This is a genomic window from Streptomyces sp. 150FB, assembly GCF_000818195.1.
Taxonomy (GTDB): domain Bacteria; phylum Actinomycetota; class Actinomycetes; order Streptomycetales; family Streptomycetaceae; genus Streptomyces.
Genome location: NZ_JTHL01000001.1, coordinates 3721922 through 3737670, shown reverse-complemented (window position 1 = coordinate 3737670; position 15749 = coordinate 3721922). Strand labels below are relative to the sequence as shown.

Annotated in this window: 12 protein-coding genes; 5 read left to right on the top strand and 7 right to left on the bottom strand. The window is 71.3% G+C overall.

Annotated elements, in window-relative coordinates; genetic code table 11:
• Positions 1-48: 48 nt before the first annotated feature.
• Both QR77_RS15985 and QR77_RS15980 read right to left on the bottom strand, forming a co-directional pair.
• Complete coding sequence (locus QR77_RS15985; RefSeq protein WP_040022459.1) at positions 49-576, bottom strand: DinB family protein; 528 nt, start codon at positions 574-576, stop codon at positions 49-51.
• Positions 577-865: 289 nt separating this feature from the next.
• The gene (locus tag QR77_RS15980) at positions 866-1081 is read right to left on the bottom strand and encodes a hypothetical protein (protein ID WP_040022458.1); all 216 of its coding nucleotides are present in this window, start codon (positions 1079-1081) and stop codon (positions 866-868) included.
• Positions 1082-1147: 66 nt separating this feature from the next.
• On the opposite strand from QR77_RS15980, the gene QR77_RS15975 reads away from it, so the two are divergent.
• Positions 1148-1645, top strand: a complete 498-nt coding sequence (locus tag QR77_RS15975; protein ID WP_236710676.1) for a GNAT family N-acetyltransferase — start codon at positions 1148-1150, stop codon at positions 1643-1645.
• On the opposite strand, the gene QR77_RS15970 is transcribed toward QR77_RS15975, so the two are convergent.
• Positions 1633-4863 (bottom strand): cytochrome P450, encoded by a 3231-nt coding sequence (locus QR77_RS15970; RefSeq protein WP_040022457.1) that lies wholly within the window; start codon positions 4861-4863, stop codon positions 1633-1635. The genes QR77_RS15975 and QR77_RS15970 overlap by 13 nt on opposite strands.
• A gap of 169 nt (positions 4864-5032) precedes the next feature.
• On the opposite strand from QR77_RS15970, the gene QR77_RS15965 reads away from it, so the two are divergent.
• Positions 5033-5773, top strand: a complete 741-nt coding sequence (locus tag QR77_RS15965; RefSeq protein WP_347359780.1) for a PAS domain-containing protein — start codon at positions 5033-5035, stop codon at positions 5771-5773.
• Positions 5774-5795: 22 nt separating this feature from the next.
• Here QR77_RS15965 and QR77_RS15960 read toward each other — a convergent pair whose 3' ends face one another.
• The 3 genes from QR77_RS15960 to QR77_RS15950 are packed head-to-tail and all read right to left on the bottom strand — an operon-like array spanning position 5796 to position 8165.
• On the bottom strand, positions 5796-6887 hold the full coding sequence (locus QR77_RS15960) for a bile acid:sodium symporter family protein (RefSeq protein WP_236710675.1): 1092 nt from the start codon (positions 6885-6887) through the stop codon (positions 5796-5798).
• Between the two features lies 1 nt (position 6888).
• Positions 6889-7305 (bottom strand): hypothetical protein, encoded by a 417-nt coding sequence (locus QR77_RS45910; RefSeq protein WP_052488791.1) that lies wholly within the window; start codon positions 7303-7305, stop codon positions 6889-6891.
• A complete protein-coding gene (locus QR77_RS15950) occupies positions 7302-8165 on the bottom strand; it encodes an isocitrate lyase/PEP mutase family protein (protein WP_040022456.1) in 864 nt (287 codons plus the stop codon). The genes QR77_RS45910 and QR77_RS15950 overlap by 4 nt, the downstream gene beginning before the upstream one ends.
• A gap of 397 nt (positions 8166-8562) precedes the next feature.
• Between QR77_RS15950 and QR77_RS15945 the strand changes: the two genes are divergently transcribed.
• Positions 8563-8910 carry a peptidase inhibitor family I36 protein gene (locus tag QR77_RS15945; RefSeq protein WP_040022455.1) on the top strand — a complete coding sequence of 116 codons (348 nt, stop codon included), beginning with the start codon at positions 8563-8565 and terminating at the stop codon, positions 8908-8910.
• Positions 8911-8993: 83 nt separating this feature from the next.
• On the opposite strand, the gene QR77_RS15940 is transcribed toward QR77_RS15945, so the two are convergent.
• The gene (locus tag QR77_RS15940; RefSeq protein WP_236710674.1) at positions 8994-10277 is read right to left on the bottom strand and encodes an alkaline phosphatase; all 1284 of its coding nucleotides are present in this window, start codon (positions 10275-10277) and stop codon (positions 8994-8996) included.
• A gap of 301 nt (positions 10278-10578) precedes the next feature.
• Between QR77_RS15940 and QR77_RS15935 the strand changes: the two genes are divergently transcribed.
• Together QR77_RS15935 and QR77_RS15930 are read left to right on the top strand one after the other, a co-directional pair.
• Entirely contained in the window at positions 10579-12450 is a 1872-nt protein-coding gene (locus QR77_RS15935) for an N-acetylmuramoyl-L-alanine amidase (RefSeq protein WP_236711117.1), read from the top strand.
• A gap of 111 nt (positions 12451-12561) precedes the next feature.
• Positions 12562-15735, top strand: a complete 3174-nt coding sequence (locus QR77_RS15930; RefSeq protein WP_040022454.1) for a hypothetical protein — start codon at positions 12562-12564, stop codon at positions 15733-15735.
• Positions 15736-15749: the final 14 nt, after the last annotated feature.

The following is a 15749-nucleotide window of genomic DNA, read 5'->3' as shown; positions in this document are numbered from 1 at the left end:
GGGCCCCGGACAGGGCCAGGGCCGGACAGGGCCAGGGCCGGACAGGGCCTAGTCGCCGGTGGCCCCGTCGGTCCGCTCGCGCAGTAGGTCGGCGTGGCCGTTGTGGCGGGCGTACTCCTGGATCAGGACCGTGTAGACCCAGCGCAGGCCGAGGGTGACGCCGCGCGACGACACGAACGTCTCGTCGAGACCGTGCCCGGCCGCCACGGCGTCGCACGCACTGGTCTCGGCCACGTACGCGGCGAAGTCTTCCTCGGCGCGGGCCGCGTCGACCCCCTCCAGGCCTTCGTCGCCGTCCGAAGGCCCGGTGAAGACGTCACCGATCTCCTCACCCGCGAAGCTCCGCCGGAACCACGAGCGCTCCACCTCCGCCAGGTGCCGGACCAGTCCGAGGAGCGTGAGGCTGGACGGTTCGACGGCCGCCCGCGCCAACTGCTCTCCGTCGAGTCCCGCGCACTTGGCGAGCAGGGTCTCCCGGTGCCAGTTCAGCCATCCTTCGAGTGTCGCGCGCTCTGATACGGCGGTCAGGTCGGCCAGCGCCGTGGTGCGCTCGACCGGCGGCGCGATCCATGTCATGCGCACAGTCTGCCGCTCTGCCGCTCTGCCGTGCGGCCGATCGCGGGGCGCCGGAATATCTCCATCCGGTCCTCGGTTGTGCAGTACGTGGCTGCGGAGGGGACAGTGTCCCCGGGCCTCACCTATAGCCCATGGGGAAGATCGTTCGGCTGAAGCCCCATGGAGCCTTTCGCCGCGAGGCGACCGCCCTCCGTGACCACGTTGAGCGGCCCCGGCTGGTCCCCCCCGTCCAGCCGGGGCCTTCTGTCTTGTCGGCGTCTTGTCGGCCTGTCGTGTCGGCCGCGTCCGGTCAGCGGCGGGCGAAGCGCCTCGCGACGATCAGGGACACGGCCATCGAGACGAGTGAGGTGGCGATGCCGTACGTGTTGCCCTCGATGATCCAGAAGATCGTGAGCCCGCCCAGGATGTATACGCCCAGCAGGCCCGGGTTCTCGAAGGCGGACTCAGCGGCGGACCCGGCCCACAGGCGGGCCCGGGCGAGGAACGTCGTGCTTTCGCTGTCCATACCTCCATCATCCTCCTCCGGCGTCCCCTGTGCGGCTTCCGCCGGCCCGTCCGTAATATTCACGTCATGACGTCGACTATGACGATCCGGCGTGCGACGGCGCGTGACGCCAAGCGGCTCACCAGGCTCGTACGGGCTTCCAGCGCCTACGAGGGCCCGTACGCGCCGATGATCGCCGGATACCGGGTGGGCCCCGACTACATCGAGACCCACCAGGTCTTCCTGGCCGTCGACCCGGGCAACCGGGTGCTCGGCTTCTACGCCCTCGTGCTCGACCCGCCCGAGCTGGACCTGCTGTTCGTCGCCGACGATCTCCAGGGCTGCGGCATCGGGCGGCTGCTCGTCGCGCATATGACGGACCGGGCGCGCGCCGCCGGGGTGGACGGTGTGCGGGTGGTCTCGCATCCGCCGGCGGAGGGCTTCTACCGCAGCGTCGGCGCCCGGTACACCGGGACCGACGCCGCCCATCCGCCCGCCGTGATGTGGGACCGGCCGGAGTTCGTCCTGCCGACCGGCCCTGTCGGCTCCACCGCTCTCACCCCTCCCGCCGCTCAGCCCGCGTAGACGTCCTCCACGTACCGGCCCCCGGCCACCAGCGCCTGGAGCCAGTCGCCCGCGCCCGCGCCGTCGGCTCCCGGGGTGCGCTCCGCGTACATCGTCAGGAAGGCCTCCCGGACGGCCGGTGCCATCCTGGCGCCGTCGCCGCACACGTACACCCGCGCCCCCTGGTCGAGCAGCTTCCACAACTCCTCGGCGTCGGCGGCGATCCGGTGCTGTACGTACCGCGCGCCGTCGACGGGCGCCCGGCTGAACGCCGGCCGCATCGTCACCGCGCCCGCCTGCTCCGCCGCCCGGAACTCACCCGCGTGCAGATAGTCCGCGTCCGGTGCGTTGCAGCCGAAGTAGCAGAGGGCAGGGGCCAGTTGGACGCCCCGGGCGGCGAGGGTGACGCGGTCCTCGACCACGCCCCTGAAGGGTGCGAGGCCGGTTCCGGCCGAGATCATGATGATCGGCGACTCGTCCTCGTGGGAGATGCGGAACGCCTCACGGCACGGCTGGATCCGCACCAGAACGGTGTCACCGGCCCGCACCGCGTTCAGATAGCCGGAGCCCGCTCCCCTGAAGTCGCCGCGCCCGCACCGCGCGGGCTCGTCCACCAGCGAGACCATCAGGTCGACATGGCCGGGATCGGTCATCGGCGAGGACGAGATCGAGTACAGCCGGGACCTCATCGGCGGGAGCAGCTCCAGCAGTTGGGGCCAGGTCAGCGTCTCGCGCAGCGCCGGGTGGTCCTCGATCAGGTCGAGGAGCGTGCGCCAGTCGGCCTCCCGCGCCTCGTCGTCCTGGGCGAGTACGGCGAGCGCGACCTTCTCGGGGTAGCAGGGGTTGAGTTCGGCCAGCGCCGCGAACTGCGCCGCCGTCGGCTGGTCCTGCAACTCGACGTACCGGCTGAGGAGTTCGCGTACGGTCAGCGGCCGGTCCACGGCCAGGCCGTCCCGCCGGGCCCTGGTGGGGGTGATGTTGAGGACGGTGTCGGGATCGACCCGCAGCAGCGCGGTCGCCCGGGCGACCAGCGCCGGGTCGTTGACCGGCAGGACCGCTATGTGGTCGGCCGTACGGTACGACGCGCCCTCCGGCAGCGCCAGCCGCACATAGCGCTTGACCTTGGGGTGCCCCGCGCGCGTGAGGTCGGCGGCCTCGACCACGGTCGTACGCACCATCTCGTGGTGCCCCGCCAGCGCGTCGAGCGGATCGCCGCCGGTGATCTCCGTGACGGTGTACGCCGGGCCCGCGTCCGACGGTGTGACGGCGCCGACCGAGTCGGGGTCGCCGTACTCCGTCAGCAGTACGGTGCGCAGCCCGGCGGTGAACTCGGTTACGGCGCCGGTGAGATCGCCCGAGGCGTCGGCCTCGGCGCGCTCCAGCAGCCGGGTGCCGCCCAGCGCGGCGAGCCGGTCGTCGATCCAGGTGGGCATGTGCTGGTACGTCGCCGCCCAGTTGCGGTCGCCCACACCGAGGACCGCGTACGTGACCCCGTCGGCCGCGCCCGGTTCCGCGTCGGTGAGCCAGCCGGCGAAGGCGATGGCGTCGTCGGTGGGCTGGCCGTTGTAGGAGGCGGTGGTGATGACGACGGGCCGGTCGGTGGGCAGCCCCGAGGCGTACGCGTCGAGCGGCGCCACCTCCGTGTCGCAGCCCAACTCGGACGCGAAGTCGGACAGTTGGGCGGCGAACCCCTTGCAGGTGCCGTAGTTGCTGCCGTGCAGGAACAGCGCGCCGGTGGACCGCTGTACGCGCGTCGGCAGCGAGGAGTCGGCGGCGGAGAGTTCATCGGTGGCGGCCGAGGTGCCGAACGCGGGCAGCGCCGCGGTGTTCGCCGTACGGTCGGCCGACGTGCGCGCCTGAGGTGTGAGGGTGAGGCCCTCCGGCTTGAGGGTGAGGGTCTCCTTCACCGACAGTTGGTAGTCGTCCTGGTCGATCAGCCGGAAGCGGTGGGCCAGCAGCGCGAGCAGCATCGTCGCCTCGTGGAGCGCGAACTGCCGCCCGATACAGGCGCGTTCGCCCGTACCGAACGGCTTGAACGCGTGCGGCGAGCGGGCCGCCGCGGCCTCGGCGGTGAAGCGGGCCGGGTCGAACAGCTCGGGGTTGTCGCCCCACACCGGCTGCCGGTGCAGCATCGGCGTCAGGATCACCACGTCCTGCCCGGCGCTCACCTCGATACGGCCGCCGAGCAAGGTGTCCTCGCGCGGCGAACGGCTGAAGGCGGCGGCGGTCGGCCACAGCCGCAGCGCCTCGTTGAGCACCTGGCGGGTGTACGTGAGCCTGCCGATGTCCTCGTACGCCGGGTCGGGGTCGGCGACATCGCCCCACAGCTCGTCGGCCTCGCGCTGCACCAGACGCAGCAGGGACGGCTGCTTCAGCAGGTAGTAGAGGGAGAACGACAGCGCGCCCGACGTCGTCTCGTGTCCGGCTATCAGGAAGGTGATGACCTGGTTGCGGATGTTCTCCGTGTCCAGCGTGGTGCCGTCCCCGGGGTGGCGCGCCTGGAGCATCAGGCCGAGCAGGTCGTCGGTCGAGGTGTCGCCGGAGGCGACCCGCGCCGAGATCACCTCGTCGACGACCGAGGCCAGGTAGTCGGCGTCGGCGCGGAACGCCTCGTCGCGCTCGGAGTGGTCCTCGCCCGGCTTGTCCATGATCTTCGCCATCGACCAGTTCAGGCCGCGGACCAGGGCGGAGATGAAGGGATGCGGCTCGTCGCTCTCGAAGGAGCCGAAGTCGTAGCCGAAGCCGGAGAGGCCGATCGTGTCCAGCGTCATGCGGGTCATGTCGGCGGGTACGTCGACGGGGGTGCCGTCGGCCGCGTGCCGGTCCCAGGCGGCGATCAGGCGCCGGGAGACCTCCAGCATCGCCGGGTGGTACGTACGCATCGAGCCGAGCGCGAACGCCGGCATGAGGATGTCGTGCGCCTTGGCCCAGTTCGGCTCGTCGTTGTACGCGGTGAACAGGCCGTCGGCGGTGATCGCGCGCACGTTGTCCAGCGCCGGGTTGATGTGCTTGGCGAACCGCTGGTCGTCGGCGAGTTCGGTGACCAGGCCGAGGTCGCCGACGAAGAGCGTGTCGCGGCCGTGCCGCCTGCGCCGGACCACCGGGCCGTGCTCCCGGAGGAGGTCCATCGCGTCCTGGATCGGCCTGCGGGAGGGCGGCCGGGTGGACACGTCGACGAGCGGCACGCCGTCGTCGGGGGCGGTCTCGGGCCGGACGGGGGACGGCGTGGGGTCTGACATGGGGGGAGAACTGCCTTTCGCGGGACGAGCGTTGCCTGAGTGCAAGCCTCACTTGTCATACGTACGGCGACGGCGGACGGCGCTACATGATCCTGTAGTGGCCATCGGTGGTTCATGCTTGTTCCCGCGAGGCCCTTGTGGCAGCGCGGAGAGGGAGGGGGAGCGGTACGTGGGCGAGCCACCGGAACACCCGGAACGGCCGGAACGCGCGGAACACCCGCAACACGCACGGACGCCGGACCTGCCGGACCTGCCGGACCTGCCGGCCTTCCCCGACGACGCGCACGGCGACGCCGTCGTATGGCGCAACCGCGCCCTGGCCCTGTTCGACCGGGTCCCGGTGCCCGCCACCGTATGCCGCACCGACGGCACCATCCTGCTGGCGAACCCGGCGATGGCCCAGGAGTGGGGGACGGTCCCGGGCCGGCTGCGCGGCCGTAACGTACTCGGCCTGCTGCGCCCCACGTCGGCGACGCAGGTGGACCGGATCACCGAGGCGCTGCGGCGCGGCCACCGCTCCCGCTACCCGATCGAGGTGAGCTGGGAGGCGGCCGGGGGAGGCGACCGTTACGGAGAGCTGTCGGTCGACCCGATGAGTGACTCCCCGGGCGCGCCGCAGGGCCTGTTGGTGCTGCTGCGCGTACGCGGCGGGCAGGAGCGTCCTCCGGCGCGGCTCGTCAAGGAGCGCGAGCCCGCGAGCCCGGTGGAGACGAGACTGCTGGCGCTGGCGGCGGCGGGAGCGACCACCGAGGCGATCGCGCGCGCCGTCGGCATGACCGCCGACGGCGTCAACTACCACTTCGGACGGCTCGCGCGGCTCTGGGGCGTGCCCGGGCGTACGGCGCTGGTGGCGCGGGCGTACGTGCTCGGGGTGCTGGACGGCGAGGCCTGGCCGCCGGCGGCTCCGTAGTACACACGGAGCGCCGACGGCTTCAGCTCGCGGCTCCCCGGACTCGTACGGCGAGCCCGGAGCCGGAACCGGCCTCGGAGTCGCCGACGGAATCAGGGACGGGACTGGCTGTGGGCAGGGCGACTTGGGCCCCCGACTGCCTGGACCACCGGCCCGCGATCACCGCGCACACCATCAACTGCGTCTGGTGGTACAGCATCAGCGGCAGGATCACCGGCCCTGCGGCGCCCCCGAACAGCACGGCGGCCATCGGAAGCCCGGTGGCGAGGCTCTTGTTGGAGCCGCAGAAGACGATCGCGACGCGGTCCTCCCTGCTGAACCCGAGCCGCGTCGCGGCGAACGACGTGAGCCCGAGCGCCAGCGCGAGCAGCGCGCCGGACAGGCCGAGCAGGATGGCCAGCCGCCCCGGGGTGACCTGGTGCCAGATGCCCTCGGTCATGCCTCTGCTGAACGCGGTGTAGACGACGAGAAGGATGGAGAAGCGGTCCAGCAGGCCGAGTTTCTTCTTGTGGCGGCCGATGAAGGGCGCGATCCAGCGGCGCAGCACCTGCCCGGCGAGGAACGGCAGCAGCAGTTGCGTACCGATGGTCAGCAGACCGTGGGCCGAGAAACCGACCGTGGAACCGATCAGCCAGGCGGCGAGCAGCGGGGTGGCGACCATCCCGACGAGGCTGGAGTACGTGCCCGCGCAGATCGCCGCAGGGACGTTGCCCCGGGCCGTCGACGTGAGCGCGATGGACGACTGGACGGTTGAGGGGACGATGCAGAGGAACAGCAGGCCCGTGTAGAGCCGGTCGCTGAGGAGGGAGGGGACGAGGCCGCTCGCGGCCAGCCCCAGCAGCGGGAAGAGGACGAAGGTGCTCGCGCCCACGACGAGGTGCAGCTTCCACTGCCGGAGACCGGCCAGCGCCTCGGAGGCGGAGAGCCGGGCGCCGTAGAGGAAGAAGAGCAGACCGATGGCGACATCGGCGGCGCCGCCCACCGCCACGGCCGTACGGCCGGAGGCCGGCAGCAGCGCGGCGAGGGCGACCGTGCCAAGGAGGGCGGCGACATAGGGGTCGACCGCCCTCCCCAGACGGCCTGGCCAGGATTTCGGCCAGGACAGCGAACTCACATCAATCCCCGTCCTCGCCGGATTCGGCGGATCCCGTGCCTGAGCCGGAGCCCGAGTGATCTCCGATACGCATGTCGATCGCGCCGCCGCCACCGTCGTGGTCGCTGCCGGCGGTGCCCTTGCTGCCGATCAGTGTGTTGAGCGTCCGGTCCACCTCAAGCCAGGAGTCGGCCGAGGAGTTGTCGACCACGAGGAGGCCGATGTGCCGGCCACCGCCGCGCTGGGGCTCGTCGCACTCGTCGCAGTCGGCGCCCGTGACGCCCACCGGCTGCGGGGGAGCCGTGGTGGCGGCGTGTGCGAGGCCGCCGCCGCAGAGGGCGCCGGCGACACTCGCTGTGGCCGCCACGACGACGCCCGTTGTGGACGCGTACGTGCGGAGGGACCGGCTCAGGCGCCGGGGAATCAGGTTCGTTCTCACACCGACGCCGGCTGGTGGGTCACGTGGTGCCTGCTCATGTTCTTCTCCAGCAGCCGGGTGGATCCGGCGACGCCGACAGCGCCGGTCTCCGCCGTGTCGGGCAGCCGTCCGTCGGCCTGCTTCAGATCGACGAGTGCGCCGTCGATCGCGCCGTGCGCGGCGAAGAGACATGGAGTGCTGTAGATGGCGATATTGACGCCGAGATCGGAGAGTTCGGTCAGGGAAAGTCTCGGTGATTTACCGCCGGCGATCTGGTTGAAGAGCAGCGGCTTGGAGCCGGTGACGGAACGGATCCTACGAATCCATTCCACGCTCCGCACGCCGTCGACGAGGACGACATCGGCGTCCGTCTCCGCCAACGCCTGGGCCCTGCGCATGATCTCGGATTCCTCCGTCGCGTCCGTACGCGCCACCACGAGAAGGTCTTCTCTGCTGCTGAGCACCAGATTCAACTTCTCGAGGTACTCGTCCAGCGGGAGGATGATTTTGCCGTCCGCGTGTCCGCATCTGCGCGGTCGCTTCTGGTCCTCCAGGATCACACCGGAAGCGCCGGCGCGCTCCAGCCGCTGCACCACATGGCACGCGACCTCGGGATCGACGTATCCGTCGTCGATGTCAACGAGCAGGTGGTGCTGGGGGAAGGCGAGGCGCAGCCGCTCGGCGAAGGCCACCATGTCGGGCCAGGCGATGAAGCCGATGTCCGGAAGCCCGTAGTGCGAGGCGGCGAACCCGAATCCGGAGACGAAGAAGCCGTTGTAGTGCTGAGCGGCGATGGACGCCGAGTACATGTCATAGATACCGATGAGCGGTGTGGTGCGGGGGGATTCAACCGCTTCGCGTAAGGCGTCGCCGTAGCGCATGTTCTCTCCTTGTGCCGGAACTCGCGTGCAGGCGAATTCCCTTCGAGGTACTGATGGGCACAGATTTACAGAAAACCAAGAAGTGGTAAAACGACACACCGAATCTTTTCAGGATTTGGCAATGTTCGAGTCATGTTGCCGGGCATGGCCCTCCGCACCCGGATGGGTGCCCGGCGCGGCTGAATGTCTCCCCTGACGTACGGGGGGCGCCTGAAGCGTTGGGGGGCGTGAAGGTGGTGCGCGGAGGTGATCGCGCGACGACTTCCTTCTGTGGGGCGCCTGATGCTCGATTCGGTAAATACCCGAACATCAGACCTATCTGACGATTCCTCAGACTTTGCCTGATACTGACCGAGGCGCGTTATTCGCGACTTGGAGAGTACGGAGAGGGAGACGCATGAGGAAACACACCGCACGCGCGATGCTGATTGCCGGGGCGATGACACTGACCACACTCGCCACCGCCACGCCTTCGCAGGCCGCACCCGGCTGCGCGGCCAACGCGGTCTGTCTCTGGACCAAGGCGAACGGGGGAGGTCAGCTCTACACGTGGAAGGGCGGGTACGTCGACCTGCCGTCCCAATTCACGGACCACGTCGGCTCGTTCCGGGCCAACAGAAGTGCCGGCTTCATCGACTGGAAGGGCGGCACCAAGGCGTGCCGTACGGTGCGCGCGGGCGACTACGCCGACAACTACCAGAAGTCGTTCGGCAAGTTGATCGACGCGGTCGGGGACAAGTGCTGAAGTTCCGCCGCTCGTCGGGTGCATGAGTGAAGAGCGGTGCCCGGGGCCTCGGCCCCGGGCACCGTCCCTTTGACTCATCGCGTTCAGCGGCGCGGCGCCAGCACCTGCTGGAGCACCTCGTGCACATACGTGTTGGGGTGCTCGCCCGTGAAGCGGTCCGACAGCGGTCCGCTCGCCGTCACCGGCACGTTCACGCTGGAGTGGCCGGACGTCGTCCAGTCGATGTAGAAGGACTTGTCGCTGCCGCGGATCGTGAAGGGGCCGTCCTCGGCCGAGATGCCGTCGCCGGACTCGTCGGTGGTGTCGGCCTCCTCGACGGCGAGCCCGCCGGTCTCGTGGTCACCGGTCACGACCAGCAGGGTGTCGGGGTGCGTCGCCACGTACGCGCGGGCGACCGCGACCGTCTTCTCCAACTGCTGCATCGACTGGAGCACCCGGGTGCCGTTGTTGTTGTGCGCGAACTCGTCGACGCCTTCCTCCTCGACCATGAGGAAGAAGCCCTTCTTGTTGTTGTCCAGGCTGCTCAGGGCCTTGGTCGTCATGGTGGGCAGGTCGACCACCGGGCTGTACACATCGCCCTGACCCTCGGCGCGCTGCTGGAACATCTCCTCGTTGCTGAACAGCCCGAGGATCTTGCCGTCCTTCGCCTTGTCGAGCTGCTTGGCGCTGGAGACGTACGAGTAACCGGCCTTCTTGGCCTTGTTGATCAGGTTGCCCTTGGTGCCGACGCTGCCTTCGGCCGTGTCCTCGGCCGGCTTGTCCTTGAACGCGCCGGGCGTGCCCTTGGGCAGCCACCAGTCCTCGCCGCCGCCAAGGATCACGTCGGGCTTGCTGACTTCGAGGTACTGGCGGGCGATCTCGTCCTGCTTGGCGCGGTCCGCGGTGTTGGCGAAGAACGCCGCCGGGGACGCGTCGGTGACCTGCGCGGTCGTCACCAGACCGGTGGCCTTGCCGGCGGCCTTGGCCTGCTGGCCCAGCGTCGCCAGCGGGTTGCCGTCGACGTCGACGCTGATCGCGCCGTTGTACGTCTTCTCGCCGGTGGCCCACGCGGTGGCGGCGGCGGCCGAGTCCGTTATGACGGCCTTCGGGTCGTGCGGGCTCGTGGTGAGCTGGCCCGAGGCGGCGAGCTTGTCCATCGCCAACTGGCTGTCGAGACCGGCCTGGTTGAGCCGGGCGGCCTCGCGTGCCGCGGCGCCCATGCCGTCACCGTTGATGAAGATGACGTTCTTCGCGACCGGGGCCTTCGCCTTCGGCGCGGCCTGAGGCGCACTCGCCGACGCGCCGAACGTCGGGTTGATGACCATCGTCGCCACTGCGGCGGCGGCAGCCGCCGCTACGGGCGCGGCCCACGTCCGTGCACTACGCACGCGTCTTTTCACAACAGCTCCTAGCGAATCTTTGTGTGGCTTTGCCAAGCTTTCACCGGGACCATAGGCGCTGATGGGGTACGGCAGTGTGAACGGGAAGTGTCCATTGCCCGAAGGTGCGAGCCGGTGAAACGCGTGAGGCCGGCATAAGGAAAGCTGGTGCTGTGGGCAGGCCGCTCGGAGCGGTAGCCGCGGGGGGACAGAGCAACGCGGAACGAGGAGAGCACCCTTGCACGACCATCAGCCCGAACCGGTCCGGCCGCGGTCGCACAGACGGAACACGCGACGGACGATCCAGGCGATCATCGCGGGCGGCGCGATCGCCGCCGGATGCGTGGCGCTCGTGTCGGCGGCCACCGCACAGGCGACCCAGACCGGTCAACCGGCCTCCGCCGACCGCCAGTCGGACTTCGCGGCGGCCGCCGCGGAGTTCCACGTACCCGAGTCGGTGCTGCTCGGTGTGGCGTATCAGGAGTCCCTCTGGGACGCGCACACCGGCGGCTACAACACCAGCGGTGGCTACGGCCCCATGAACCTCACCGATGTGACCCCCGCCATGGTGGCCGGGGGTGAAGCGGGCGCGGCGGGCCGTGGCGACCTCGCCACCTTCGCCGCCGACCCGTCCCTGCACACCCTCACAGCGGCGGCGAAGCTCACCGGGCTCCCCGCCGAGCGGCTGCGCGGCGGCGGGCGCGACAACATCCGGGGCGGCGCGGCGCTGCTCGCCTCGTACGAACGCTCCCTGACAGGCGGTACGTCGGCGGACCCGGCGGACTGGTACGGCGCCGTCGCCCGCTACAGCGCGTCACCGGACGCGAAGGCGGCGGGGACGTTCGCCGACCGCGTGTACGGCACGCTGCGGAGCGGCGCCCGGCGGAAGACCGCCGAGGGGCAGCTCGTACAACTGACCGCGCAGCCCTCCGTAAGGCCGGCCACCGGGCAGTTGGGGCAGCTCGGACTGCGCGCAGCGAAGGCGGCCGGCACGGAGTGCCCGGCCACCGTGGACTGCACCTTCCTGGCCGCCGCACCCTCCAACGGCCAGGTGGCGAACCGTCCGGCCGACGGTGTGGACATCAAGTACATCGTCCTCCACGACACCGAGTCGTCCTACGACTCGGCCATCAAGACCTTCCAGACGGCCGGCAGCGGGGACGCCTCGCAGTACCTGATGCGCGCCTCCGACGGCGCGGTGACGCAGATGGTGGCCAACAAGGACATCGCGTTCCACGCGGGCAACTACTGGTTCAACATGCACTCGATCGGGATCGAGCACGAGGGCTTCGCCGCGCAGGGCGCCACCTGGTACTCGCAGACGCAGTACCGCGCGACGGCGGACCTCGTGAAGTACCTCGCCGCGCGCTACGACATCCCGCTGGACCGCGAGCACATCATCGGACACGACAACGTGCCCGGCCCGCAGGACAGTTACGTCGCGGGGATGCACTGGGACCCGGGCCCGTACTGGGACTGGTCCGGGTTCATGCGGATGCTGGGGACCGGCCTCAAGAAGCCGGCCCACCACGGCGGAGCGCCGGTCGGGTCCGCGGTGACGATCACCCCCGACTTCGCGAGCAACCTCCAGAGCACCACCGTCTGCCCGGCGGACGACCCGAGCGGCGCCACCCCGGCCTGCGCCGTCAAGTCGGCGCCGTCCAACTCCCTCTACGTACGTACGGCGCCGAGCGCGACGGCTCCGCTCTTCGGCGACCAGGCGGTCCATCCGAACGCGCCCGAGGGCGGCACGGACTCGATCCACGACTGGGGCAACACCATCTCCGACGGCCAGCAGTTCGTGGTCGCCGGGCAGAGCGGCACCTGGACGGCGATCTGGTTCAGCGGCCAGAAGGTGTGGTTCGACAACCCGGGCGGCAGGAACACCACACCGGCCACCGGGGTGCGGATCGTCAGGGCGGCGGCCTCGACGTCGGCCCCCCTCTACGGTTCGGGTTATCCGCAGCCGTCGGAGTACCCGGCGGGCCTCTCGCCGTCGACGCAGACACCCTTCACCCTCTACACACTGCCGGCCGGCCAGGCGTACGTGGCCACCCAACCGGCCGTCCCCACGGACGACTTCTTCCCCACCGGCGACACGCTGGTGACGGGGGCGGACCGTCTGTACACCATTCAGTACAACCACCGGGTGGCGCTCGTGAGCGCGGGCGACGTGAGGTAAGGACACGGTGCGCCGCGAAGCCGAGGCCGGCGGCGCGGTACCTTCGCCGCACAGGTAACGGATGCGGATCGGCCCCCTGGACCGGTGCGGCGGAGAGAGTGGAGTCACAGCGTGAGCGTCACGACGAGCGAGGGGGCCGACCCGTTCGGAACGGCGCGGCTGCGGCGCGGAGTGCTCGACGCGTGGGCCGCGAGTCCCGCGCGGTTCCGGGAGGACGCCAACGCCGAGGAGGATCTCGCGCTCGGCGGCTACCGTGACCGGCTGGTCGTGGAGCTGGCGCAGAACGCGGCCGACGCGGCGGCCAGGGCCGGGGTGCGGGGCAGCTTCAAGCTGACCCTGCGCCCCGGCACCGAGGAGGGCCCCGCTGTCCTCGTGGCTGCCAACACCGGGGCGCCGCTCGACGCCGCGGGGGTCGAGTCGCTCTCCACCCTGCGCGCCTCGGCCAAGCGCGACGAGCAGGAGACCGCGGTCGGGCGCTTCGGTGTGGGTTTCGCCGCCGTGCTCGCCGTCAGTGACGAGCCCGCCGTTGTCGGGCGGCACGGCGGTGTCCGGTGGTCGCTCGGCGAGGCGCGCGATCTCGCCCGGCAGGTGGCGGAGGCCGAATCCACGGAGTCCCCGGGTTCCACCGGTTCCACGGAATCCACGGGTTCGGCCTCGGCCGCCGGCCTCGCCGACGAGCTGCGCCGCCGTGACGGCCACGTCCCTCTGTTGCGTCTGCCGCTGCCCGCCGAGGGCAGCGCCCCCGAGGGGTACGACACCGTCGTCATCCTTCCGCTGCGGGACGGCACCGCCCTCGACCTGGTCGAGCGGCTGCTCGCCGCCATCGACGACGCGCTGCTGCTGACCCTGCCGGGCCTCGCCCGCATCGTGGTCGAAACCCCTGAAGGCGAACGGGTGTTGCGGCGGTCCACGGACGGTCCCTACGTCCACGTCGACGACAGCGCGGGCGGTGGGGACATCCATCGCTGGCGGGTCGTCAGCCACAGCGGTACGACCGCCCCCGCGCTGCTCGAAGGGCGGCCCGTCGAGGAGCGGCTGCGCCCTTACTGGTCCATCACCTGGGCCGTGCCCGTGGACGGCGAGGGCGCGCCCGCCCGGCCGCGTACCGCGCCCGTCGTCCACGCGCCGACCCCCACCGACGAGCCGCTCGGCGTGCCCGCGCTGCTGATCGCCTCGTTCCCGCTGGACACCACACGCAGGCACCCGGCGCCGGGACCGCTCACCGACTTTCTCGTCGGCCGGGCCGCCGACGCGTACGCCGAACTGCTCGGCGCCTGGGAGCCCGTCTCCACCGGCACCATCGACCTCGTCCCTGGACCGCTCGGCAAGGGCGAGCTGGACGGGCGGCTGCGCGCCGCGATCCTGGAACGCCTGCCCCGCGTCGCCTTCCTCGCGCCCGCCTCGCCGAGCGAGGAGATGAAGGCGCTGCGGCCCTTCGAGGCCGAGGTCGTCGAGGGCGCGGGCGCCGACACCGTACAGGTGCTGGCCGAGGTGCTGCCGACGCTGCTCCCCGCCGGATTCGAGCGGCGCACGGAGCTGCGCACGCTGGGCGTCGGCCGGCTGCCGCTCGGTGACGCCATCGAGCGGATCGCGGGCGCCGAGCGTCCGCCGCTCTGGTGGCGGCAGTTGTACGAGTCGCTCGCCGGCGTCGACCCCGACCGGCTGTCCGGGCTGCCCGTACCGCTGGCCGACGGCCGTACGACCATCGGCCCCCGGCACATCCTGCTGCCGCTGCCCGACACCGAGGCGCCCGCCGACCTGGCCAGGCTCGGGCTGAAGGTCGCGCACCCCGACGCCGCGCATCCGCTGCTGGAGAAGCTGGGCGCGCTGCCCGCCACGCCGCGCGCCGTGCTGACAACCCCCCAGGTGCGGGCGGCCGTTGCCGCCTCGCTCGACGTGGGGGACATCTGGGACGAGGACGCGAACGCGCCCGACGCCGAGGAGCTGGCCGAGACCGTGCTGAGGCTCGTACGGGATGCGGGACTTGAGCCCGGTGACGAGCCGTGGCTCGGGGCACTCGCACTGACCGACGAGGACGGTGAGCTGGCACCGGCCGGTGAACTCGTGCTGCCGGGCAGCCCGTTCGCCGCCGTCATGCGCGAGGACGAACTCGCCCTCTGTGACGCGGGGCTGGCCGAGCGCTGGGGTGAGCAGCCGCTCGCCGCGTGCGGGGTGCTGGCGAACTTCGCGCTCGTACGCGCCCATGACGTCGTGCTCGAACCCGACGAACTGGAGCCCCGCGAAGGCGACTTCGCCGAGCCCGACGACGCGGGTCTGCTCGACGCCGTCGACGTGTGGTGCGAGGACGTACTCGACCGGCTGCCGGAGACCCCGGTACCGCCGGTCGCCACCGAGATCGTCGCCGTGCGGGACCTGGACCTCGTGGACGACGACGCGTGGCCCCAGGCGCTGGCGCTGCTGGCGCGGCCGCCGCTGCGGGACGCGCTGACCGCGCCCGTACGGGTCCTGCTGCCGGACGGCACGACGGAGTCGGTGCGTTCGTACACCGCGTGGTGGCTGCGCGACCACCCCGTCCTTGACGGGCGGCGTCCGGCGGGTCTGCGGTCGGCGGGCGGCGATCCGCTGCTGGCGGGGCTCTACGACTCGGTGGACGCGTCGGGCTTTGACGACGCGCAGGTGCTGCGCGCGCTGGGCGTACGGACGACCGTCGCCGCGCTGCTGGACGAGCCCGGTGGCGCCGCCGAACTGCTCGGCCGTCTCGCCGACCCCGAACGGCCGGTCCGCCCGCAGCAGTTGCACGCCCTCTACACGGCGCTCGCCTACCTCGACCCCGAGCAGGTGACCCTGCCGGACGAGCTGCGTGCCGTCGTCGACGGTGAACTGCGCGTCGTGGAGGCGGCGGACGCGGTGATCGCCGACGCACCGGACCTGCTGCCGCTGGCCGACGGCCTTCCGTTGCTGCCCGTGGCGCCCGCCAGGGCCGCCGAGTTGGCGGAGCTGCTCCAGGTGCGGCGGCTCAGCGAGACGGTGGTCGCCGAGGTGACCACGGAGGGCGAGGAGCACGCCGTACCGGAAGCGGTACGGGTGCTGCTGGGCCCCGGCGCGCCGGAGACATACATCGAACACGAGGAACTCACCGCGGGCGGCACGGAGTTGGACTGGCGCCGGACCCCGGACGGCGTCCTGCACGCGGCGACGCTGGAGGGGGTGGCCGCGGGGCTGGCCTGGGCGGCCGGGCAGTGGCCGCGGCGGTTCGAGGTGGCGGCGCTGCTGGAGGACCCCTCGCGGACGGCTGAGCTGGAGCGGGACCGCTGGTTCGACTGAGCCGGCGGCCGGCC

Bases quoted from the DNA above. Each gene is read 5' to 3' on its own strand.
- QR77_RS15985 (WP_040022459.1), bottom strand. From the start codon at position 576: ATGACATGGATCGCGCCGCCGGTCGAGCGCACCACGGCGCTGGCCGAC.
- QR77_RS15980 (WP_040022458.1), bottom strand. From the start codon at position 1,081: ATGGACAGCGAAAGCACGACGTTCCTCGCCCGGGCCCGCCTGTGGGCC.
- QR77_RS15975 (WP_236710676.1), top strand. From the start codon at position 1,148: ATGACGTCGACTATGACGATCCGGCGTGCGACGGCGCGTGACGCCAAG.
- QR77_RS15970 (WP_040022457.1), bottom strand. From the start codon at position 4,863: ATGTCAGACCCCACGCCGTCCCCCGTCCGGCCCGAGACCGCCCCCGAC.
- QR77_RS15950 (WP_040022456.1), bottom strand. From the start codon at position 8,165: ATGCGCTACGGCGACGCCTTACGCGAAGCGGTTGAATCCCCCCGCACC.
- QR77_RS15945 (WP_040022455.1), top strand. From the start codon at position 8,563: ATGAGGAAACACACCGCACGCGCGATGCTGATTGCCGGGGCGATGACA.